Annotated in this window: 22 protein-coding genes; 14 read left to right on the top strand and 8 right to left on the bottom strand. The window is 68.0% G+C overall.

Features of this window, described 5'->3' with window-relative positions; genetic code table 11:
* Positions 1–22: 22 nt before the first annotated feature.
* From DFR24_RS09340 to recJ, 6 genes are all read left to right on the top strand, one after another.
* Positions 23–541, top strand: a complete 519-nt coding sequence (locus DFR24_RS09340) for a dihydrofolate reductase family protein (protein WP_133880992.1) — start codon at positions 23–25, stop codon at positions 539–541.
* Positions 542–605: 64 nt separating this feature from the next.
* Positions 606–1,412 carry a tryptophan synthase subunit alpha gene (trpA, locus tag DFR24_RS09335; RefSeq protein WP_133880991.1) on the top strand — a complete coding sequence of 269 codons (807 nt, stop codon included), beginning with the start codon at positions 606–608 and terminating at the stop codon, positions 1,410–1,412.
* 73 nt (positions 1,413–1,485) lie between these two features.
* A complete protein-coding gene (gene accD / locus DFR24_RS09330; protein WP_133880990.1) occupies positions 1,486–2,352 on the top strand; it encodes an acetyl-CoA carboxylase, carboxyltransferase subunit beta in 867 nt (288 codons plus the stop codon).
* A 5-nt stretch (positions 2,353–2,357) separates the two neighbouring features.
* A complete protein-coding gene (gene folC, locus DFR24_RS09325) occupies positions 2,358–3,614 on the top strand; it encodes a bifunctional tetrahydrofolate synthase/dihydrofolate synthase (RefSeq protein WP_133880989.1) in 1,257 nt (418 codons plus the stop codon).
* On the top strand, positions 3,607–4,404 hold the full coding sequence (locus tag DFR24_RS09320; RefSeq protein ID WP_133880988.1) for an SPOR domain-containing protein: 798 nt from the start codon (positions 3,607–3,609) through the stop codon (positions 4,402–4,404). Before folC ends, DFR24_RS09320 begins: the two co-directional genes overlap by 8 nt.
* The gene (gene recJ, locus DFR24_RS09315) at positions 4,343–6,115 is read left to right on the top strand and encodes a single-stranded-DNA-specific exonuclease RecJ (RefSeq protein ID WP_133880987.1); all 1,773 of its coding nucleotides are present in this window, start codon (positions 4,343–4,345) and stop codon (positions 6,113–6,115) included. Before DFR24_RS09320 ends, recJ begins: the two co-directional genes overlap by 62 nt.
* Before the next feature lie 93 nt (positions 6,116–6,208).
* Here recJ and DFR24_RS09310 read toward each other — a convergent pair whose 3' ends face one another.
* From DFR24_RS09310 to DFR24_RS09285, 6 genes are all read right to left on the bottom strand, one after another.
* On the bottom strand, positions 6,209–9,343 hold the full coding sequence (locus DFR24_RS09310; RefSeq protein WP_133880986.1) for a diguanylate cyclase domain-containing protein: 3,135 nt from the start codon (positions 9,341–9,343) through the stop codon (positions 6,209–6,211).
* A 70-nt stretch (positions 9,344–9,413) separates the two neighbouring features.
* Complete coding sequence (locus DFR24_RS09305) at positions 9,414–10,646, bottom strand: aminotransferase class V-fold PLP-dependent enzyme (RefSeq protein ID WP_133880985.1); 1,233 nt, start codon at positions 10,644–10,646, stop codon at positions 9,414–9,416.
* Positions 10,643–11,743, bottom strand: coding sequence for a Fe-S cluster assembly protein SufD (gene sufD, locus DFR24_RS09300; protein WP_210772288.1), 1,101 nt, complete (start codon positions 11,741–11,743; stop codon positions 10,643–10,645). The genes DFR24_RS09305 and sufD overlap by 4 nt, the downstream gene beginning before the upstream one ends.
* An 8-nt stretch (positions 11,744–11,751) precedes the next feature.
* Positions 11,752–12,495 (bottom strand): Fe-S cluster assembly ATPase SufC, encoded by a 744-nt coding sequence (sufC, locus tag DFR24_RS09295; RefSeq protein ID WP_133880983.1) that lies wholly within the window; start codon positions 12,493–12,495, stop codon positions 11,752–11,754.
* A 20-nt stretch (positions 12,496–12,515) separates the two neighbouring features.
* A complete protein-coding gene (gene sufB, locus DFR24_RS09290; RefSeq protein WP_133880982.1) occupies positions 12,516–14,000 on the bottom strand; it encodes a Fe-S cluster assembly protein SufB in 1,485 nt (494 codons plus the stop codon).
* A 20-nt stretch (positions 14,001–14,020) separates the two neighbouring features.
* Complete coding sequence (locus DFR24_RS09285) at positions 14,021–14,485, bottom strand: SUF system Fe-S cluster assembly regulator (RefSeq protein WP_133880981.1); 465 nt, start codon at positions 14,483–14,485, stop codon at positions 14,021–14,023.
* A gap of 279 nt (positions 14,486–14,764) precedes the next feature.
* On the opposite strand from DFR24_RS09285, the gene DFR24_RS09280 reads away from it, so the two are divergent.
* Both DFR24_RS09280 and DFR24_RS09275 read left to right on the top strand, forming a co-directional pair.
* A complete protein-coding gene (locus tag DFR24_RS09280; protein ID WP_133880980.1) occupies positions 14,765–15,211 on the top strand; it encodes an acyl-CoA thioesterase in 447 nt (148 codons plus the stop codon).
* Positions 15,208–15,486 carry a SelT/SelW/SelH family protein gene (locus tag DFR24_RS09275; RefSeq protein ID WP_133880979.1) on the top strand — a complete coding sequence of 93 codons (279 nt, stop codon included), beginning with the start codon at positions 15,208–15,210 and terminating at the stop codon, positions 15,484–15,486. Before DFR24_RS09280 ends, DFR24_RS09275 begins: the two co-directional genes overlap by 4 nt.
* Before the next feature lie 86 nt (positions 15,487–15,572).
* Here the strand turns inward: DFR24_RS09275 and DFR24_RS09270 are convergent, their stop codons facing one another.
* Both DFR24_RS09270 and DFR24_RS09265 read right to left on the bottom strand, forming a co-directional pair.
* Complete coding sequence (locus tag DFR24_RS09270) at positions 15,573–16,937, bottom strand: OmpA family protein (RefSeq protein ID WP_133880978.1); 1,365 nt, start codon at positions 16,935–16,937, stop codon at positions 15,573–15,575.
* A gap of 88 nt (positions 16,938–17,025) precedes the next feature.
* The gene (locus DFR24_RS09265; RefSeq protein WP_133880977.1) at positions 17,026–17,532 is read right to left on the bottom strand and encodes a YqiA/YcfP family alpha/beta fold hydrolase; all 507 of its coding nucleotides are present in this window, start codon (positions 17,530–17,532) and stop codon (positions 17,026–17,028) included.
* Between the two features lie 30 nt (positions 17,533–17,562).
* On the opposite strand from DFR24_RS09265, the gene DFR24_RS09260 reads away from it, so the two are divergent.
* The 6 genes from DFR24_RS09260 to DFR24_RS09235 are packed head-to-tail and all read left to right on the top strand — an operon-like array spanning position 17,563 to position 21,726.
* Entirely contained in the window at positions 17,563–17,835 is a 273-nt protein-coding gene (locus tag DFR24_RS09260) for a hypothetical protein (protein ID WP_133880976.1), read from the top strand.
* Positions 17,832–18,128, top strand: coding sequence for a hypothetical protein (locus DFR24_RS09255; RefSeq protein ID WP_133880975.1), 297 nt, complete (start codon positions 17,832–17,834; stop codon positions 18,126–18,128). Before DFR24_RS09260 ends, DFR24_RS09255 begins: the two co-directional genes overlap by 4 nt.
* A 2-nt stretch (positions 18,129–18,130) precedes the next feature.
* Entirely contained in the window at positions 18,131–19,567 is a 1,437-nt protein-coding gene (locus tag DFR24_RS09250) for an alpha/beta hydrolase family protein (protein WP_246051573.1), read from the top strand.
* A gap of 26 nt (positions 19,568–19,593) precedes the next feature.
* On the top strand, positions 19,594–20,715 hold the full coding sequence (locus DFR24_RS09245; protein ID WP_133880974.1) for a beta-ketoacyl-ACP synthase III: 1,122 nt from the start codon (positions 19,594–19,596) through the stop codon (positions 20,713–20,715).
* The gene (locus DFR24_RS09240; protein WP_133880973.1) at positions 20,712–21,344 is read left to right on the top strand and encodes a CoA pyrophosphatase; all 633 of its coding nucleotides are present in this window, start codon (positions 20,712–20,714) and stop codon (positions 21,342–21,344) included. Before DFR24_RS09245 ends, DFR24_RS09240 begins: the two co-directional genes overlap by 4 nt.
* Positions 21,334–21,726, top strand: a complete 393-nt coding sequence (locus DFR24_RS09235; protein WP_133880972.1) for a MazG nucleotide pyrophosphohydrolase domain-containing protein — start codon at positions 21,334–21,336, stop codon at positions 21,724–21,726. Before DFR24_RS09240 ends, DFR24_RS09235 begins: the two co-directional genes overlap by 11 nt.
* Positions 21,727–21,734: the final 8 nt, after the last annotated feature.

The raw sequence follows: 21,734 nt of genomic DNA, 5'->3' as shown, positions 1-21,734 counted from the left end.
CAGCGGAATCGAAGAATCGAAAATGAAAGTCACGCTCCAACTCGCCACCAGCCTCGACGGCTACATCGCCCGTCCGGACGGCGGCTTCGACTGGTGCTTCACCGATCAGGACTACGGTCAGGGCGCGTTCTTCGCGTCGGTGGACTCCGTGATCATGGGTCGTCACTCCTATGAGCTGACGCGCAAGATGGGCGAGCATCTCGACCCGGCCAAGCGTTACTACGTGCTGTCGCGACGCGGCATGCGCGCGGATGGCGAAAACGTGTTTCCGTTCTCGGGCGACGTCGCCGACCTGCGCCTGCGCATGGTCGAGGACGGCATGAAGCACGCGTGGCTTTTCGGCGGCGCCGAGGTCTGCGGGCAGTTCGCGCAGGAAGGACTGATCGACGAATGCATGATCGCCGTGCACCCGCTGGCGCTGGGCGGCGGCGTTCCGCTGTTCCGTGGCCTGCTGCGTGATCTGCGCATGAAGCTGCTGAATTCGCGCACCTACAGCACCGGGCTGGTGATGCTGCATTACCAGGTCCTCAACCAGGTCTGAACCAAAAGGGAAATCCCGGGCGCCGCCTGCCGCATCGCGCGTCGGTCGTCCGGATACGGAACACATGAGCAGAATCTCGGGCGTCCTCGAAGCACTCAAGTCCAAGGGCCGCAAGGCCCTGATCCCGTTCATCACGGCGGGCGATCCGCACCCGAAGCACACGGTCGGGCTGATGCACGCGCTGGTCGAGGCGGGCGCCGACGTGCTCGAACTCGGCGTGCCGTTCTCGGACCCGATGGCCGACGGCCCGGTGATCCAGCTCGCCTGCGAACGCGCGCTGGTGCACCACACGTCGCTGCGCCAGTGCATCGCGATGGTCGCCGAGTTCCGCCAGCGCGACACGAAGACGCCGGTCGTGCTGATGGGATACCTGAACCCGATCGAGGCGATGGGGCTGGAGAATTTCGCCAAGACCGCGCACGCGGCTGGTGTCGACGGCGTGCTGGTCGTGGACCTCGCCGTGGAAGAGGCGCCGGAATTCTCGCCGACGCTGGCCAAGGCCGGCCTCGACTGCATCTTCCTGATCGCGCCGACGAGCCCTGCCGCGCGCATCGAAGCCGCCGCGAAGCTCGCCAGTGGTTATCTGTACTACGTGTCGCTGAAGGGCGTCACCGGCGCTGCGAACCTGGACGTCGACAGCGTCGCGGCCAAGGTCGCCGAGATCCGGGGCATCACCGGCATCCCGGTCGTCGTGGGGTTCGGTATCCGCGATGCGGCCTCGGCGTCGGCGGTCTCCGCGGTGTCGGACGGCGTGATCGTCGGCAGCGCGCTGGTCTCTGAAATCGAGCGCAACCAGGCCCATCCCGAGCGCCTGCCGGAGCTGCTCAAGGCCAAGCTCGCCCCGATGCGCATGGCGATGGATCGCTTATGATCGCGGCGATACCGGGGACCCGGCGTTCCGTATTGCTGCACCCCGCATTTCCCGCTTTGGATCAGGACTTCGCATGAGCTGGCTGGACAAGATTTCAGGGTCGCAGTTGCTGACCAAGGGCGTACGCAAGCGCAATGTGCCCGAGGGTCTCTGGACCAAGTGCGACAGCTGCCAATCGGTGCTCTATCGAGCCGAGCTGGAACGCACGCTGGAAGTCTGTCCGAAGTGCGGGGCGCACCATCCGATCACGGCCCGGGCGCGCCTGAACCACTTCCTCGACCCGGAATCGCGGCACGAGATCGGCGCCGACGTCACGCCGATGGATCCGTTGAAGTTCAAGGATTCACGCAAGTACACCGAGCGCATCAAGGAAGCGCAGGCCGAGACCGACGAGAAGGATGCGCTGGTCGTCATGCGCGGCCAGCTCATCGGACTGCCGCTGGTGGTCTGCGCCTTCGAGTTCGGCTTCATGGGCGGATCGATGGGCAGCGTCGTCGGCGAAAAATTCGTGCGCGGCGCCAACGCCTGCCTCGAATTCGGCGTGCCGCTGGTGTGCTTCTCCTCGTCGGGCGGCGCGCGCATGCAGGAATCGCTGTTCTCGCTGATGCAGATGGCCAAGACCTCCGCGGCGCTGGCCAAGCTCAGCGAGCGCGGGCTGCCGTTCATCTCGGTGATCACGCACCCGACAATGGGCGGCGTATCGGCGAGCCTGGCGATGCTGGGCGACATCCACATCGCCGAGCCTCGTGCGCTGGTCGGTTTCGCCGGTCCGCGCGTCATCGAGCAGACGGTGCGCCAGAAGCTGCCGGAAGGATTCCAGCGTTCGGAATTCCTGCTCGAGCACGGCGCCATCGACATGATCACGGACCGCCGCGAGCTGCGCGAAAAGATCCATCGCATGCTCGCCATGCTCACGCACTGGGCCCCCGCGGAGGCTTGAGCGTAATGCGCGTGCCATCCGCCGCTTCCTCGCTGGCGGAATGGCTGGACTACCAGGAACGGCTGCATCCCCGGAACATCGAGCTGGGGCTGGATCGTGTCGGCAAGGTGGCGAGCCGACTGGATCTTCCGGACGCGAGCATCCCGACGCTGATCGTCGCCGGCACCAACGGCAAGGGTTCCAGCGCCACGCTCGCGGACCTGATCTTTCGCGAGGCCGGATACCGCAGCGGCCTCTACACCTCGCCGCACCTGCTGCGCTACAACGAACGCGTTTCACTGAGCGGCGTTGCCGCCAGCGACGCCGACCTCGTGCGCGCGTTTGCCGCGATCGAGGCGGTGCGCGGCGAGATCGCGCTGACCTATTTCGAATACGGCACGCTCGCCGCGCTATGGCTGTTCCGCGAGCGCGCCGTGCAGGTGCAGGTGCTCGAAGTCGGCTTGGGCGGACGGCTCGACGCCGTGAATCTGGTCGACGCGGATGCGAGCCTGGTGACCAGCATCGGCCTGGATCACCTCGACTGGCTGGGACCGGATCGCGAGAGCATCGGGCTCGAAAAGGCGCACGTGTATCGCCGTGACCGCCCGGCGATCTGTGCCGAGACCGATGTCCCGCTGTCGATCCGCGCGCATGCGAAGGCCATCGGCGCGCGCTTCGAGACCCTCGGCGAATCGTTCTCCTACACGCGTGGCACCAATGGCTGGAACTGGACGCGCGGGCGCACGTCGCTGCGGGAGCTGCCGTTTCCGGGCATCGGGGGCGATGCGCAGCTACGCAATGCATCGGGCGTGATCGCGGCGATCACGGCCTTGCAGGGCAGGGTGCCGGTCTCCGAATCCGCGATCCGCGCCGCGTTGCCGAAGCTGTCGCTGCGCGGTCGCTTCGAGCGTCACGGCCGCTGCGTCTTCGACGTGGCGCACAACGTCGAGGCGGCACAGGTGCTGGCCGAACATCTCCAGTCGGAGCTTCCGGGACGTCGCGTGCACCTCGTGCTCGGCATGCTCGCGGACAAGCCGGTCGAAGCGTTCTGCCGCGTACTCGCGCCGCATGTTCAGTACGTGTATTGCGCTGCTCTGCCGCCCCCGCGAGGATTGGCCGCCGAAGGCCTCGTCGCACGAGTGCGATCGACCGGTGTCGAAGCCAGCGGGTTCGCGGATGTGGCCGGCGCGATGCGTGCGGCGTTCGATGCAGCGGGAGCGGAGGATCAGGTGCTGGTGACAGGTTCGTTTCTGACGGTGGCGGAAGGGCTCGCCCATGGATGAGGTCGTGGTCCGCCGGGTCGTCGGAATCCTGACCCTGGCGATCATCGCGTTCCTGCTGAGCTGGCTGCTGCCGCGTCCGGGTCTCGACCGCCTGCGCGGCGCGGATGAACGTGTCGTCACGATGGACCTGACGCGGGCGGATTCGCGGCCGGAAGAAGGGGGACTGTCGTCTATCGAGGAAGGCCCCGCGCTGGCGGAAGCCGCCGCAGCCGAATCGCCGGAAGCGGATCAGGGGGAGCCGCAAGCCGTGCCGCCCGCGGCTGGCCAGCCTGCCCACGGATCGCCGGTAGCGCCCGCGCCGGTGCCGCCGGTGGTCGCGCAAGACGCTGCGCCGCGGCGGTCGGCACCGGATCCCGTCGAAGTCATCGCGTTGCCTGAAGCAGCGCCCAAGCCTGCGCCGAAACCCCAACCCAAGCCGATCGCCAAACCGGAGCCGAAGCCCACTCCCAAGCCGGAGCCCAAGCCGGCCCCGAAGCCGGTGGCCGAGCCCACGCCCAAACCTGCCGCGCCGGTCGCCAAGCCGGTGCCGACGACCAAACCGGTCGAGGCGGCGTCCGCCGGAAAGGTGGTGGTCCAGGCAGGCGCGTATTCGCTGATCGACAAGGCCGAGACCATTCGCGGGCAGGCCTCGGCGCGCGGCGTGAACTGCTTCATCTCACCCGCCGAAACGGCCAAGGGCACTTTGTACCGCTTGCGCTGCGGCCCGTTCCCGGATCGCGCGAAGGCCGATGCGGCGATCAAGGCGCTGTCGGCAGGCGGCATCGCGGCCCAGGTCGTCAGTGGCGGCTGATTCGCCGCAGCTGCGGCGTCGCGGCGTCCCGCCGCACGGATTGCCCGCCACGTTGCATCCGGTGGTGGCGCGCGTGCTGGCCGCCCGCGGCCTGATCGATCCGGAGCAGATCGCGCTCGAACTGCGCGAACTGCTGCCGCCCGAGGGCCTGCTCGGGATCCGGCAGGCCACCGATCTGTTGCTGGACGCCGTGCGCTCGGACCGGCGCATCGTCATCGCCGGCGACTACGACGCCGATGGCGCGACGGCCGTCGCCCTCGCGGTCCTCGGCCTGCGCCGCCTGGGCGCCCGCCACGTCGACTATGTCGTGCCCAACCGGCTGACGATGGGCTACGGCCTGTCGCCGGAGCTGGCGCGCGAGGCCGCGCAGGCCGGCGCGCAGCTGCTGGTCACCGTCGACAACGGAATTGCCAGCCTCGCCGGCGTGGATGCCGCACGCGAACTGGGCATGCAGGTGCTGATCACCGATCACCATCTGCCCGGAACGCAGCTGCCGCGCTCGGACGCGCTGCTCAATCCCAACCAGCCCGGTTGCACGTTCGCTTCGAAGCATCTGGCCGGCGTCGGCGTGATGTTCTATCTGCTGATGTCGCTGCGTGCGCGCATGCGCGAGCAGGGTGACTTCGGATCGCGCAGCGAACCCAACCTCGCCGAACTGCTCGACCTCGTCGCGCTCGGCACGGTGGCGGATCTGGTGCGCCTGGATCGCAACAATCGCATCCTCGTGTCGGCGGGCCTCGCGCGCATCCGCGCCGGTCGTGCGCGTCCGGGCATTCGCGCGCTGCTCGAAGTCGCCGGCCGCAGCGAGCGCGAACTGACTGCCACCGACCTGGGCTTCGTGCTCGGCCCGCGCATCAACGCGGCGGGACGGCTGGACGACATCCGCATCGGCATCCGCTGCCTGCTCAGCGACGACGCCGACGAGGCGCTGACCCTGGCGCGCGAACTGGACCGGATCAATCGCCTGCGTCGCGAGATGCAGGCGCAGATGAACGAATCGGCGCTCGACCAGCTCGTCGAGGCGACGCAAGACGACGCGCATGGCCTGAGCTTGTTCGATCCTGACTGGCACGAAGGCATCGTCGGGCTCGTGGCTTCGCGCCTGCGAGAACATGCGAACCGGCCCGCCTGTGCCTTCGCCCGCGCGCAGGAAGAGGGCGTGCTCAAGGGATCCGCGCGCTCGGTGCCGGGCCTGCACCTGCGCGACGTGCTCGCGCACATCGACAGCCACCAGCCGCAGCTGATCCTGCGCTTCGGCGGACACGCCATGGCGGCGGGCCTGAGCCTGCGTGAAGACGATCTGCCGAGATTCCGCGAGGCTTTCGACGAGGCCTGTCGCGAGCGGCTCACGCCGGCGCAGCTCGAGCGCGTCGTCGAGACGGACGGGCCGCTGGATGGCGCCGAACTCGCGCTGTCGACCGCGCAGGCGCTCGAGCAGGCGGGACCGTGGGGGCAGGGACTGCCCGAGCCGCTGTTCGAGGATGAGTTCGAAGTCGCCTACGCCAAGCCGGTGGGACGCGACCAGTCGCACGTGCGTTATCGCCTGCGTGGCCCGCGCGGAACCGAAATCATCGCCGTCGATTTCGGCGGCGCGACGCGCCTGTGCACGAGCGGGCGGGTGCGCGTGGCGTACGCGCTGAGCATCAACCGGTGGCAGGGAAACGAGAGCCTCGAATTGCGGCTGACGCACCTGGAAGCGATTTCACCGTAGCCCGGGTGAAACCCGGGATGGCTGCTGGAAGGCGGACGGTATTCGTACAACGAGAGACCATCCCGGGTTTCACCCGGGCTGCGCTCGAGACGCTCAGGTGTTGACCGTGAACACCACCGGCGACGGCCGCGCGATGGCGAGGCCCTGGAAGTAGTCGGCGCCGAGATTTCGCCAGGCGTCGCGTGCGACGTTGTCGCCGATGTCGGTCACGATCACGCGGCGTTGCAGCGTGCGCGCCAAGCGCATGAACGAATCCGCGATCGATTGATCCAGCGCATCGCCGCCGACGTCGACGAAATGCCGCGCATCGATGCGCATGAACTCCGCGGGCAGGCGTCGCAGCAGGTCCACCGAGGCGACGCCGCGTGCGAGGAAATGATCCGCCGCCACGCGGCAGCCCAGGGAACGCATCGCCTCGCAGAACGTCAGCGCCGGTCCCGGCGCCTCGTTGAGCACCGTCTCGCGCAGCACGAAGCAGATGCGGCTCGCCGGCAGGTCGGGATGCGACTGGAACAGTTGCGCGAGCAGCTCGAGCGTCGCGCCTTCGCTGACGGTCTGCGGTGACAGCGGCAGGCAGCAGAACGAGAGCCGCTCGGTCACGTCCGGGCTGCGCGCGAGGTGCTCGAACGTCTGGCGCAGCGCCCAGCGCTCGATCTCCGCGACCATGCCGGTGCGTTCGGCGATCGGCAGGAACGTGGCGGTCTCGGCCCAGAAGCCTTCCTCGTCCTCGAGCGCGAGCGAGACCTCGAACACCGCGCCCTCGCGCGACAGCGGATCGGATGGCTGGATCCACTGCGTCGTCAGGTGCAGCAGTCCCTCGTCCAGGCCGGCGCGCATGCGGCGCACCCACAGCGATTCGTCCACCGCGGTCTCGCGCCGGCTCATCGAGGCCTCGTGCACGCGCAGCGTGTTGCGGCCGGCCTGCTTGGCGGCGGCCACGGCGTCGCTCGCGCGGCGCAGCAGGTCCATCGGATGCTCGGCCGTACCGTCGAACGAAAGCAGGCCGAAGCTCGCGGTGATCGAGATCTGGCGGTCGGCCCACTGGAACTGGGTCTTGGCGAGCGTCTCGCAGGCGGAGCGGCCGATGCGGCGCGCTTCCTCCGGGTCGCAGTTCTCCATCACCAGCGCGAAGGAATCGCCGCCCAGCCTGAAGACGTCGGCGATCGGTGCAATTTCCACCAGCGTCTCGGCCACGCACACCAGCACCTCGTCGCCGGCGCGCAGCCCGAGCGTGTCGTTGATCTGGCGCAGGCGGTCGACATCGCAGACCAGCAGGGCATGCGTGCGCTTGGACAGGCGCGCGCTGTCGAGCAGGGCGCGCAGGCGGCGATCGCAGGCGGCGCGCGTCGGCAGGCCGGTGACCGCGTCCACGCTGCGCCGGTCGATGACCAGCTTGGGCGCCGCCACTGGCGTTTCGCGGCCGCGAAACACCAGCACCGCCCCGAGGCTGCGGCCGCCGGGTCCGCGCAACGGCGAGCCGACGAGCTGGATTTCCCGCTCGGGGCGTCCCTCCACATGCAGGAACAGGCCGTCGTTGTACTCGATGCGCGCGCTGGATCCGATGATGCTCGCGGCGATGTCGGGCGCCGCACCGCCCTGGTTGGCCAGGCGCAGGCGCAGCACTTCGCCGCAGGGCTTGCCCCGTGCGCTGCGCAGAAGCACACCGCTCAGGCGTTCCGCCGGAACGTTCATGTCCTCGATCATGCCGCGCGCATCGACCACCGCCATGGCATCGGAGATGGACGTGGACACGGCGGCAGCGCGCTCGCGCAGCCGCAGCGACTGTTCGTCCGCGCGGGTGCGCTCGCCGGCTTCGATGACGAGCTGGCTCTGCTGCGACATCACGCGGTCCATCGTGTCGCGAAGCTGGCGCACGCGTTCGTTGTACCAGTGCCCGATCACGCCGAACTCGTTGCGCGCACCGGCGTCGAGCTGCACGTGCAAGGATTCTTCCAGCGTGCGCGCATCCGACAGCTTGTCCGCCATGCGCGCCAGCGGCCGCAGCACCAGCATGCGCAGTCCGGCGAAGATCAGCACCAGCGTGATCACCAGGGTTCCCAGCACGACGACGAGTGTCTGCGTGAAGAAGTACTGCGCCCCCGCCATGCCTTCGCGCGCCGGCGTCACGCGCACGAGCTTCCAGTACGGCAGGGCGAGTTCGAACAACGTGGCCGAGGCGTCCTGACCGATCAGCGCGTCGTCCCGGATGCGCAGCTCCTCGACCGTCGCGATGTCCTCGCGATTGGCGGCGGCCGACGCGTTCCAGATCAGCGCGAGCGCCGACTCGGCCTCCTGGCGCGACGAATCGTGCGTGCCGTCCTTGAGCCGCGAGATCAGCGCGGCGTCGTAGAGCGGTGACTGGACGGCACGCGACAGGAATTTCTCGTCGCGCTGGTGCAGGTCGAGTGCCAGGGTGTTGAACGGCGGCATGCGCTGCGCCAGCTCGGCCATGTTGCGCGGACGCTCGGTGCCGAACTTCGCGGAGGCGGGGCCGGACGCGGCGATCAGGTGATTGTCACGGTCCACCAGCAGCACGTAACCGGACTGGCCGGCGCTGGCGTCGACGAGGATCTTGTCGAGCGCGGCGACCTGCAGCAGCACGGTGACCGAGCCGGCGAATCCGCGCGTGTCGCGCAGCGGCAGCGTGCAGCCGACCACGTTGCGCCGGCTCAGGCGCTCCAGGTAGACCAGCGTCCAGTAGCAGTCGCCGGCGGCGGCGTAGCGCGCCGGCGTGTACCAGGGCTCTTCCCAGTACGAGATCGTGCGCGGATCGTTGTAGTCGTCGCGAAGCTGCAGCGCGCCGACGCCATCGGCGATCCAGAAGCGGCTCCTGCGCGGCGCCCCTGCGACCGGCTCCGGCCACCAGCCCACACCTGCGATCAGCTCGTCCAGTCCGCTGTTCGTGACCAGCGCCGGCACCCGCTGCGACCACACCGCCGGGTCGCCACCGTGCGTGCTCAGCTCGGCCAGCGTGGCGGCCAGCACGTGCGCCTTCTCGAGGCGGCTCTCCATTTCGTGGACCAGGCGCAGCCCGCTTTCGCGCTGGTACCGCTGGGTATCGCCGACGATGTTGCTCTGGACCAGGATCCGGCCCGTCAGCCAGGCCGAGACGGCCAGGACCAGGGTCACCAGGATGAACAGCAGGGCGAGCTTGGCCTGCAGCCCCTGGCCGGTGCGCAAGCGCGGACCTTCGAGCGCCACCGCCACGTCGGGGGTGTTCGGACTCATGGGAGAACGGGCGCTGCGACCATGTTTCGATGATCGCACAAAGCCCTTGCCATGCAGGGGCTTGGACCGATCAATTGAACAGTCTGTGGGCTTTCCGGAGAGCTGCGGCCAACTGGTCGATGTCGTCGCGCCCGTTGTAGGCCGCAAGCGACGCCCGCGCGGTGGCCGGGATGCCGAAGCGTTCCATCAGCGGCATCGTGCAGTGATGGCCGGTCCGGACCGCCACGCCTTCCTGGTCCAGCACGCTGCCCAGGTCGTGGGCATGCGCCCCTTCCATGACGAAGGACAGCACGCCGGCCTTGTGCCGCGCGGTGCCGACCAGGCGCAGTTCGGGGATGTCGGCCAGCTGCGCCGTGCCGTAGGCCAGCACGTCCTGCTCGTGGGCGTGGATGCGCGCCATGCCGACCGAGTCGATCCAGTCGAGCGCGGCGGCGAAGCCGATCGCGCCGGACATGTCCGGGGTGCCGGCCTCGAACTTGTACGGCAGGTCGTTCCAGGTGGAACGCTCGAAGCTGACGGTGCGGATCATGTCGCCGCCGCCGTGCCACGGCGGCATCGCCTCGAGATGCTCGCGCCTGGCGAACAGCACGCCGAAGCCGGTCGGGCCGTAGGCCTTGTGGGCCGACATCGCATAGAAGTCCGCGCCCAGGGCGCGCAGGTCCGGCGCCTCGTGGGCGATCGCCTGGGCGCCGTCGACGAGCACCGGGATGCCGCGCTGCTGTGCCTCGCGCACCATCTCGGCGACCGGATTGATCGTGCCCAGCGAATTGGAGACGTGGACGATCGAGACGAGCTTCGTGCGGGGGCCGAGCTTGGCGCGCCAGTCGTCGAGGTCGAGTTCACCCTCGTCGGTGATGCGCGCCGCCACGGTCTTTGCGCCGGCGAGCTGCCAGGGCACGATGTTGGAGTGGTGCTCCATGCCGGTGACCAGCACCTCGTCGCCGGGCTGCAGCCGTGGCTGCAGGAAGCTGCGCGCCACCAGGTTGATGCCCTCGGTCGTGCCGCGCGTGAACACGCATTCCTCGCGCGTCACGTTCAGGAACGCGGCGATGCGATCACGTGCCGCCTCGTACTGGGTCGTGGCGCGTGCGGCGAGTTCGTGCACCGCGCGATGCACGTTGCTGTTGGCGTGCCGGTAGTAGTCATCCAGTGCGCGCAGCACCGATTCCGGCTTCTGTGTCGTGGCCGCGTTGTCCAGGTAGGCGAGGCGCTTGCCGTGGATCCTTTCGGCGAGGATCGGGAACTGCGCGCGGATGGCCGCCAGGTCCAGCGGCGGCGGGACGGGCGAGGGCGCGCCGCTCATGAGACGAGCGCCGCTTCGTCCAGGTCCGAGCGCAGATGCGTCGCGACCCGCTTGAGCGCCTCGTTGCGAAACGCTGCGTTGGGAATCTGGCGCAGCGGTTCCATCGCGAAGGCGAGCGTCAGCAGCGCGCGCGCCTCGGCTTCCGGCAGGCCGCGCGAGCGCAGGTAGAACAGCGCCGTGAGGTCGAGCTGGCCGAACGTGGCGCCGTGTGCGCACTTCACGTCGTCGGCGTAGATCTCGAGTTCCGGCTTGGCGTTGATCTCGGCCTTGGGCGACAGGATCAGGTTGGCGATGCGCTGCTCGGAATCCGTCTTCTGCGCGCCGGGATGCACGACGATGCGGCCGTTGAAGACACCGCGTCCGCTGTCGTGCGCCAGGCCGCGCACGAGTTCGCGGCTGGTGCCGTGCGGCGCGCGATGGTCGAAGCGCGTGTGGTTGTCGATCAGCCCCGATCCGCTGGCGACGAACAGGCCGCGCAGGCGGACTTCGGCGCCGGGCTCGGCCAGATCGACGTTGAGATCATGGCGGCCCAGCTTGCCACCGAGATCCACGGTGGACACGTCGAGCTTCGCATCGCGCCCCAGTCGCGCACGGATGCGCGTGATGAGCTGCGCGTCAGGTGTCGCGTCCTGCGTGCGCAGCACCTGCAGGCTCGCACCTTCCGCCAGATCGACGTCGAAGAACGCGGTCTGGAACTCCGCGTCCGGATCGAGCTCGATGCGCAGCAGCGCGCGCGCATGCCGGCCCACGCGGATGCGATGGCGGCGATGACCGGTGCCGGTCGCCAGCAGCGGTTCGGCGAGATCGGCCTTGGCCGCGATCTCGACGTCGAGGCCGTCCACGGCGAACGTGGCGTTGAACGCGTCCAGGCCGTCGGCATCGGCCGGCGGCGCGCCTTCGGGAATGGTCCGATAGTCGGACGGACCGGGCGTCAGCTCACGCAGCGCGGCCAGATCGGTGTACTTCCAGTCTTCCAGGTCGGGCGTCGGCAGGCCGAGCGCGAGCAGGCGTTGCAGGGCTTCCCGGCGATGCGTCGTGCGCGCCGCCTCGGGCAGCCGCTCGAACGCGTCCGCGTAATGCTGCAGCGGGGAATTCATCGAACCCATCAGGCGGCCGCCAGCCAGCCGTAGCCCTTTTCCTCGAGCTCGCGCGCAAGGTCGGGTCCGCCCGATTTCACGATGCGGCCACCGGCCAGCACGTGCACGAAGTCCGGTTGCACGTAGTCGAGCAGGCGCTGGTAGTGGGTCACCAGCAAGGTCGCCGTGTCCTTGGATCGCATCGCGTTGATGCCGTCGGAGACGACCTTCAGCGCATCGATGTCGAGGCCCGAATCGGTCTCGTCGAGGATCATCAGCTTGGGCTGCAGCACGAGCATCTGCAGGATCTCGTTGCGCTTCTTCTCGCCGCCCGAGAAATCCTCGTTGACGCCGCGATGGAGCATCTTGACGTCCATCTGCATCTGCTTGACCCGCTGCTTCACGTAGGCGAGAAAGTCGGCGGCGTCGAGTTCCTTGTCGCCCCGTGTCTTGCGCTGCGCGTTGAGCGCGGCCTTCAGGAAATACAGGTTGGTGACGCCGGGAATCTCGACCGGATACTGGAAGCCGAGGAAGACGCCGGCCGCGGCGCGCGCCTCGGGTTCCATCGCGAGCAGATCCTGGCCCTGGAACGTGGCGCCGCCCTTGGTGACCTCGTAGCCCTCGCGCCCGGCGAGCACGTGCGAGAGCGTCGACTTGCCGGAGCCGTTGGGCCCCATGATCGCGTGGACTTCGCCGGCCTTGATCGAGAGCGTGACGCCCTTGAGGATTTCCTTGTCTTCGACGCGAGCGTGCAGATTGTTTATTTCGAGCATGAGTGTGTTCCGGCGCGGCGTCAGCCGACGGCGCCTTCGAGCGAGACCGCGAGCAGTTTCTGGGCTTCCACGGCGAATTCCATCGGCAGTTCCTTGAACACCTGCTTGCAGAAACCGTTGACGATCATCGAGACGGCGTCTTCTTCGGGAATGCCGCGCGACCGGCAGTAGAACAGCTGGTCCTCGCCGATCTTCGACGTGGTGGCTTCGTGTTCCAGGATCGCGGACGGGTTGCGGATCTCGGTGTACGGGAAGGTGTGCGCGCCGCACTGGTCGCCGATCAGCAGCGAGTCGCACTGCGTATGGTTGCGTGCGCCCTCGGCCAACGGCAGCACGCGCACCAGGCCGCGGTAGCTCTGCTGGCCATGACCCGCCGCGATGCCCTTGGAGACGATCGTCGAGCGCGTGCGCTTGCCGACATGGATCATCTTGGTGCCGGTGTCGGCCTGCTGGCGATGGTGCGTCAGCGCCACGGAATAGAACTCGCCGACCGAATCGTCGCCGCGCAGGATGCAGCTCGGGTACTTCCAGGTGATCGCCGATCCGGTCTCGACCTGTGTCCACGAGATCTTCGAACGCGGACCGCGACAGTCGCCGCGCTTGGTCACGAAGTTGTAGATGCCACCGACGCCGTTCTCGTCGCCTGGATACCAGTTCTGCACCGTCGAGTACTTGATCTGCGCGTCGTCGAGCGCCACCAGTTCCACCACCGCGGCGTGCAGCTGGTTCTCGTCGCGCTGCGGCGCCGTGCAGCCTTCCAGATAGCTCACGTGGCTGCGTTCTTCGGCCACGATCAGCGTGCGTTCGAACTGCCCGGTATTGCGCTCGTTGATGCGGAAATACGTGCTCAGCTCCATCGGGCAGCGCACGCCCTTGGGGATGAACACGAAGCTGCCGTCGCTGAACACCGCGGAGTTCAGCGCCGCGAAGTAGTTGTCACCGAAGGGCACGACCGAGCCCAGGTACTTCTTCACCAGGTCCGGGTGCGAGTGCACGGCTTCGGAGATCGAGCAGAAGATCACGCCGGCTTCCGCGAGCTTCTTGCGGAACGTCGTGCCCACCGACACCGAGTCGAACACCACGTCGACCGCGACCTGCGGCACGACGCCTGCCAGCATCTCCTGCTCCTTGAGCGGGATGCCGAGCTTCTTGTAGGTCTCGAGCAGCTTCGGATCGACTTCGTCGAGCGACTTGGGCCGGTCCTTCATCGACTTCGGCGCCGAGAAGTAGCTGATCGACTGGTAGTCGACCGGCTTGTAGTCGACGTGCGCCCACTTGGGCTCCGTCATCTTCAGCCAGCGGCGATAGGCCTTCAGGCGCCATTCCAGCAGCCACTCGGGCTCCTGCTTGCGCGCGGAAATCATGCGCACGACGTCTTCGCTGTGGCCCGGGGGAACCGTCTCCGACTCGACGTCGGTGACGAAGCCCGCGCTGTAGGCCTGCGCGACGCGGCGCGTCACCAGGTCTCGTACGTTCTCGGGAGTGGTCTGTTCAGTGGCTGCCATGAGGGTGGCCGTGTTCGCGTTCAGCCCCGCGACGGCGGGGAGAACAGGAGGGGATGCTCGCGCAAGCTGCGTGCCCCGCCGCGTCGCAGCGGCAAGGTCATCTGCGCGAGGCTGACCGCTTCGAGTGCGCTGCGGATGGCGTCGTTGATGACGCGCCAGTTGGAGCGCACGCCGCAGTGCGATTCGATGCCGCAGCCGCGGTGGACCGCGCATTCGGTGAGTGCGATCGGGCCTTCCAGCGCGCTGACGATGTCGGCTACGGTGATCTGCTCGGGCGAGCGCGCCAGTCGGTAACCGCCGCGCGCGCCGCGCGAGGAATCCACGAGGCCGGCCTTGCACAGCAGCTTGAGCAGCTTGGCCACGGTGGGCGTCGCCAGATGCGTGCCGGCCGCGAGCTCCTGCGAGGTCTGCAGGCGTTCCGGCTGTGCCGCCAGCGCCGTCATCAGGACGGTGCCGTAATCAGTCAGCTTGCCGAGTTTGAACATGGTTTCAGCGCGGGCGGTCAATCAAGACCAGATCGGTACGGATTGGAGTTTAACGCCCCGACACGGAAGCCGGCAAACGATCGGCCGTGCATGGGCTGAAAGACGAAAAAAGCTAACGCAACGGAGCTGCGACTAGAGCAGCGGCGCTGCGGCGACAGCAGCGCCGTGCAAAGGAGAAGGTGAAGCAAAGGACGCAAAGGTCAACGGTCTTTGCGTCCTTAATCTTTTCCCTTCGTGCCTTTGCGTTAGCCTTTCCTGGCTACCTGTCCAGGAGACCCAATGTCCGCCGACCCGCTGCAATGGGATGTCGTGTCGCCCTTCGTCCAGACGCTCGAGGTCGGGGCCCAGCATCTCGACGCCTTCGGCCACACCAACAACGTTGTCTACCTGTCCTGGCTGCAGGACGTGGCCTGGGCGCACTCGGTAGCGCTGGGATTCGGCATGGAGGACTACCGCCGTGTCGGCGCGGGCTGCGTGGCGCGCCGGCACGAGCTGGACTATCTCGCTGCGACGTTCGCGGGCGACCGCCTGCACATCGCGACCTGGGTGGCGGAGAACGCCGGCAAGCTCGATATGTGGCGCGCCTACCAGATCATCCGCGAGCAGGACCGCAAGACGGTGCTGCGCGGCCGTACGCACTGGATTTGCGTGGACATGACCAGCGGCCGGCCCCGCCGCCAGCCGCCGGAGTTCGTTGCGGCCTACAAGCCGGCGTTGCCGCGATGAACCGGATCGAGATCGATTACTGCCCGAAGTGCCGCTGGCTGCTGCGCGCTGCGTGGTACGCCCAGGAATTGCTGACCAGCTTCGAGGACGAACTCGGCGAGGTGGCCCTGCGTCCCGCGCCGTCGGGCGTGTTCGTGATCCGGCTCAACGGCGAGGTGCTGGCGGATCGCAAGCGCGACGGCGGATTCCCGGACATCGCGCCGCTCAAGCGGGCAGTGCGTGACCGCGTCGCGCCGGACAGAGCCCTCGGCCACACGGACTGCAGCAACCCGTAGCCCGGGTGCAACCCGGGATTGCGCTCCGTGAGGGAGGGGACCCCGGGGTTCACCCTGGCTACGAAAGACTCAGTGAAGGCGCAAGATCACGGCCCGACGCAATCGCGACGCCTCAGCTCCACGCGACGATTGCGCGCGCGGCCCTCGTCGGTCGCGTTGTCGGCGATCGGTTGGCGCAGTCCGTAACCGCGGGCGCTCAGCCGCGTCGCGGCGATGCCGTGCTTCACCAGCCATTCGACGACGGTCTTGGCGCGCGCATCCGAGAGCTTGAGGTTGTACGGATCACCGCCGACGTTGTCGGTGTGGCCTTCGATCTCCAGCGCGAGCGCGGCGTCCTGGCGCAGCACCGCGAGCAGCTTGTCGAGCACCGGCGTGGAATCCGGCCGCAGGCTGGCCTGGTTGAAATCGAAGTTCACGCCGTACAGCGCGACGTGGCAGTCCTTGCGCAGCGCCGCCGACCAGTCCTCGGCGCCGAGGTCGGCGATCTTGAAGGCGAGCCCGGTGTCGCTGTCGTCGTTGCCGCGGCCGAGCACGGCCCACAGGTGGCGTCCCTGTTTTGCGTAGCGCGCGACGATGACGCCTTCGCCCGGCTTGCCGTCCGCTGCAGGCTTCACGTCCCAGCCGGCCTTGGTGAGCGCCTGCCGGTAACGCGTTTCGAAATCGAGCTTGGACAGCGTCGCCGGTGGCCGGTAGGTCTTCACGCGGTAGCCGCCGCCGACGAGCTGCGTTTCGCGGTCCACGCCGCCCACCGTCACGTCCAGCGGCATCTCGAAATGTCCGGTGCCGGTCAGGACCGCGCCCTCGGGCTTGCGCAGGTACGGGAAGTCGTCCGTATCGGCGACCGTCTCGGGCTTGGCGGCCGGCGCCGCAAGAACCAGCACCGATGCGTTGCCCGCGATCTCGATCAGTTCGAGCAGCGGCGAGGTGTAGTCGCCCAGGCTCACCTTCAGCCAGCTCTCGATGCCCCCGGCCTGCCGTTTCAGCGAATAGATCGGCGCCTCGCCCGCCTGGCCCTGCAGGCTCCAGCCGCTGGCCTTCAGCGCCGGCCACCAGCGCGCCCAGGTTTCGGCGGCGGGCTTGTTGTCGGCATCGGCCCAGCGCGCGTAGCTGCGGAAATGGCGACCACGCTGCGTGACGTTGCGGCCTTCGGCCAGCGGGAATTCCACTTCGGCGAAGTCCTCCTTCACCAGCGAGTTCTCGTCGTAGGCCAGCACGTCCGGCGGCAGCGAGACGTAGGCCGGAAATCCGGGGAAGGCGTGCGCGGGCGCGGCCAGCAGCAGCGCGAACACGAACATCCAGGACCGGATCGAACGGAACGAGGCGAACGGTGAAATGCGCATGCGCAACGCTACATCCGCATTCGCGGTGCAGGCAATGGGCTCGAGCAGCACTGCATCGACGTCAGCCGGTTCGCGCAGCAGGCGCGGCCCGTCTCCGCATCGAGGGCGCATTCCACGCTTGCATCCGGCGGACGCGTGCGCAGTACGGCGACGGCCTCTTCCCGGTACCGCGGACGCTCGTCGACCCGCAGCAGGCGAATCAGCCGCCCAACGTCCGCTGAAGCATGCGGTCCAGCAGGAAGCCCAGGATCGGGAGCTGGTCGTTGAGCGTGTGCCCCGAGTGCAGCAGGTGCAGTTCCGCGTGGTGGCGCTCGGCAAAACGCTGCGCGCGGTCGACCGGCACGATGTCGTCGCTCCATCCGTGCACGACGCAGCAATGCTCCGGAATGCCCTCCGGCTCCTCTTCCCAATGCGGGAAGTAGAGCGCGGGCGCCATCAGGAACAACGCGGAAGGCTGAAGCGCCGCGCAGGCCTGCGCCGACACGTAGCCGCCCATGCTGGATCCGACCAGCACCAGGTGACGTGCCCGTGGTGCCAGGTCCAGCAGGATGCGCACGCGCTCGTGCGGGTCGTGCGTGCCACTATAATCCGGGCTCATCACCTCGAATCCCCGCGCACGCGCCACCTCGGCGAGCCGCGTGATCTTGGTGCCCCAGGGGCCGCTTTCCTTGCCGTGGGCGAAACAGACGAGACGTTCGACGGACACGCGAGTGCTCGCAAGATCGGGAGAAGCGCCATGCTATCGAGACCGAACCGCAAATCAAAAGCACGTCAGGACGAAGAGCCGCTCGAAGTGGATCTCACGGTCAGCTTCCGGTTCGGCGATGAGCCGGGCGACAAGGTCACGATGATCGACAACCGTCGCATCCCGATGGTCGGCACCGTGTTCGACAGCCGTGACGCGATGGTGCGCGGTTTCGTGAAGCTGCTCGTCAAGGCCGGCCTGTCGCAACCCAAGGTGCTGGGCGAACTGGTCCCCGCACTGAAACTGATCCGAAAGAAACGATGAGAGCCCTGCTGATCCTGGACGCCGCGCTGTTCGCCCTCGCGGGCACGCTGGCGGTGGTCCTTGGTGTCGTCCTGATCCTCTACAGCTTCCACACCGAACTCTCCGCGACGGTCACCACGGACATGTCGTCGGTGGCGGTGGTGATGGGCATCTTCACGGTGCTCACGCTGTTCACCGGCGTTGCGTTCTGGAGCCTGCTGCGCAAGGCGACGTGGCGATGGTGGGCGCAGGCCGGAGCGGCGGTGAGCCTGGTGTTCGGCTCGCTGATGCTCTACCGCGTGCTGACGGCCTGATCGTGGCGCCGCGTCCGCTGAAGTTGCCGCGCCAGTACCAATGGTGGGGCCTGGTGCCCGCCATTGCGGGCCTCTACGCGCTGAGCCTGATCCACGGCTTCGCCACTGCGCTGCTCGCCGGTCCGCCTGCGCTGCTGTGGGTGGTCACCGGCCTGTCGATGGTGCTGCTGCGCGGTGACGCGCGCGTCACCGCCTACATGGCGGTGGCGTCGGTGCTGGCGGTGCTGGTGTCGCTGCCGCTGGTGTTCGCGGCCGGGTTCGTGCCGGCGGTGGTGGTGGGCCTGCTCGGGCTGGTCTGCTTCACGGTGTCCGGGCGCGTCAGTCTGATCGAGGCGGTCGTGGACGAGGTGGTCCCCGAGCCCGACGACGATCTGCACATGCAGGTCAAGGTGGGTTTCGACGAAGCGATGATGGGCTACTTCCTGATCGCCGCACGCGTGCCGGGCGGCGAGCTGGCCGAACGCATGTGCAGCGAGGCGCTCGAACTGGCCAAGGCGATGGATGCGCGCGGCTGGCTCGAGTCGCCGGAGCGGCTGCACGTTGCGCCCGAGGCGCCGGACAAGCTCAACGCACAGTCGGACAAGCGCTTCGGCTTCGACTTCGAGCGCATCAGTTTCGACTCGGGCTTCGTGCCGGATGCCGCGCTGCCGGGCGCAGGACGCTGGGCCAGCCACGCGGCGAACAATCGCGCCACCGCGTGGATGCTGCGTCACCCCGGTCCGACACGACCGTGGGTCGTCTGCATTCACGGCTATCGCATGGGCGAGACCTGGATGGATTTCGGCCTGTTCAAGCCGGGCTACCTGCACAAGCGCATGGGCTTCAACGTGCTGATGCCGGTCCTGCCGCTGCACGGCCCGCGCCGCATCGGCCGCAAGTCCGGTGATCAGTATCTCGACGGTGACCTGCTGGACCTGCTGTTCGCGCAGTCGCAGGCGCTGTGGGACCTGCGGCGCTGGCTGGCCTGGCTGCGCGCCAATGAGGACCGGCCGCAGATCGGTGTCTACGGCGTGAGCCTGGGCGGCTACAACACCGGCCTGCTCACCGGCTACGAGAAGGATCTGGACTTCGCGGTGGCCGGCATTCCCGTCGTCGATTTCGCGCAGACGTTGTGGCGCGTGATGCCACCGCCGCATCGCCGCTATTTCGAGGCGCGCGGACTGTCGGAAGCGCGTTATCGCGAACTGCTGAAGCCGGTGTCGCCACTGACCTTGCCCTGCCGCATTCCGCGCGATCGCCGCTTCGTGTTCGCGGCAGCGGCGGATCGCATCGTCCCCGCGCAGCAGCCGGCACTGCTCGCCGCGCATTGGGACGTCCAGACGCGCTGGTACCAGGGGTCGCACATGAGCATCGGCAGCGAGACCGAGCCGCGCGCCACGCTCGAAGAGGCGCTGCGCGTGGCCGGATGGACCGCACCAGAGACGCGACCCTACGTGTGATCGAGGCACCGGATCGGAACCTACCCATGAAGAAAGTCTGCATCAGCGGCACCGGCCTGTTCACTCCGGCCGAATCGATCTCCAATGACGAGCTGGTGGCGAGCTACAACGCCTACGTCGAGAAATTCAATGCAGACAACGCGGCCGCGATCGCCGCCGGGACGGAGGCCGCCATCGCGCCGTCGTCGTCCGAGTTCATCGTCAAGGCCTCGGGCATCGGCTCGCGCTACGTCATCAATAAGTCCGGCGTGCTCGACATCACGCACATGCGCCCGCGCATCGCGCCGCGCCGCGACGACGAGCCCTCGCAGCTCGCCGAGATGGGCATCGCCGCCGCGCGCCAGGCCCTCGAGCGTGCCGGCCGCAAGCCCGAAGACGTCGACTGCGTGCTCGTGGCCTGCTCGAACATGCAGCGCGCGTATCCGGCGATGGCGGTCGAGATCCAGAATTTCCTCGGTGCCGGCGGCTACGGTTACGACATCAACGTCGCGTGTGCCTCGGCGGCGTTCGGCGTGCAGGCGGCGGTCGACGCGGTGCGCCAGGGCAACGCGAAGTGCGCGCTCGTCGTCAGCCCCGAGGTCTGCTCGGGACATCTGAACTTCCGCAATCGCGACTGCCACTTCATTTTCGGTGACGCCGCCACGGCCATCGTCGTCGAGCCTTTCGAGTCGGCGTCGCCGAACGATCGCTTCGAGATTCTCGGCACGCGCCTGAAGACGCAGTTCTCGAGCAACATCCGCAACAACTTCGGCTTCCTCAACAACGCCGAAGATCCGCCGCGCCGCTGGGACGATCTCGTCTTCAAGCAGGAAGGCCGCAAGGTGTTCAAGGAAGTGGTGCCGATGGTGTCGGAGCTGATCACCTCGCACCTGACGGATCTGGGCATCGCGCCGAACGCCGTGAAGCGCTTCTGGTTGCATCAGGCCAATCTGTCGATGAACCAGCTCATCTCCAAGCGCGTGCTCGGCCGCGAGCCGTCCACCGAGGAAGCGCCGGTCATCCTCGACGAGTACGCCAACACCAGTTCGGCCGGCTCGGTGATCGCGTTCCACAAGCATCACGAAGGCTTCGTGCCCGGCGACGTCGGCGTGCTCTGCGCGTTCGGCGCCGGTTACTCCGCCGGCAGCGTGGTGCTACGTCGCGCTTGAGCGCCTCCATCGAGCAACGGCTGCGCGACGCGCTGGCCTCGACGCACGATCGCGCGCCGCGCCCGCTCGCCCGGCTCGATCTTCCGCTCGACGCGGATCGCTGGCTGACGCCGGCCTTCATGAAGGCGCTGCGCCCGGCGGCCGTGCTGGCCGCCGTGTTCCGTCGCGATGACCGCTATTCCGTGATGCTCACGCGCCGCGCCGAGACCCTGTCCTCGCACCGCGGGCAGATCAGCTTTCCCGGCGGACGCCGCGACGACACCGACGTGTCGGCTGTGGCCAACGCGCTGCGCGAGGCGCAGGAGGAAGTGGGACTCGATCCGGGGCGTGTCGAAGTGCTCGGCTATCTCGACGACTACCCGACGATCAGCCGTTACCTGGTCACGCCGGTCGTCGGTCTGATCGAAGGGGAATTCGAACCCATTGCCGATCCTTCCGAGGTCGCCGAGGTCTTCGAGCTGCCGCTGGAGATCGCGCTCGACCCGTCCGCCTACGAGCGCAAGAAGCTCAGCCGCGATGGACTGGTGGTGCCGTACTACGAGTTGAACTGGAACGGCTACCGTGTCTGGGGCGCCACCGCCGGCATGCTGTTCGATCTCTGCGAGCGTGTGGACCGGCATGGCCGCTGAAAAGGACCCGGTGCTCGATTCGATCGGTCTGCAGCGCGCCGCCGCCGCGCTCGGGTTCGACTGGAATCACGCTGACGAACTGTGGGCCAAGCTCGAAGAAGAGATCGGCGAGTTGCGCGAGGCGGTCGGGCTTACGCCCGACCGGACGCAGGGCGAGGCGAGGGTGCTCGACGAGTTCGGCGACCTGCTGTTCGTTGCGATCAACCTTTCGCGGCACCTCAAGGTCGACCCGGTGCGCGCCCTCGCGCACGCCAACGCCAAGTTCCGGCGGCGTTTCGCGGTGGTGATGGCGGGACGCGAGAGTTGGGATGCGCTGCAGGGGCCCGCGCGCGTCGCACAGATGGAGCGGCTCTGGCAGCAGGCGAAGCGCGACGGCCTGTAGCCCGGGTG

The sequence above is a fragment of the Panacagrimonas perspica genome (genome assembly GCF_004364935.1).
Lineage (GTDB): Bacteria > Pseudomonadota > Gammaproteobacteria > Nevskiales > Nevskiaceae > Panacagrimonas > Panacagrimonas perspica.
Note: the sequence above shows the minus strand (reverse complement) of the source record. Positions and strands in the feature narration are given on the sequence as shown.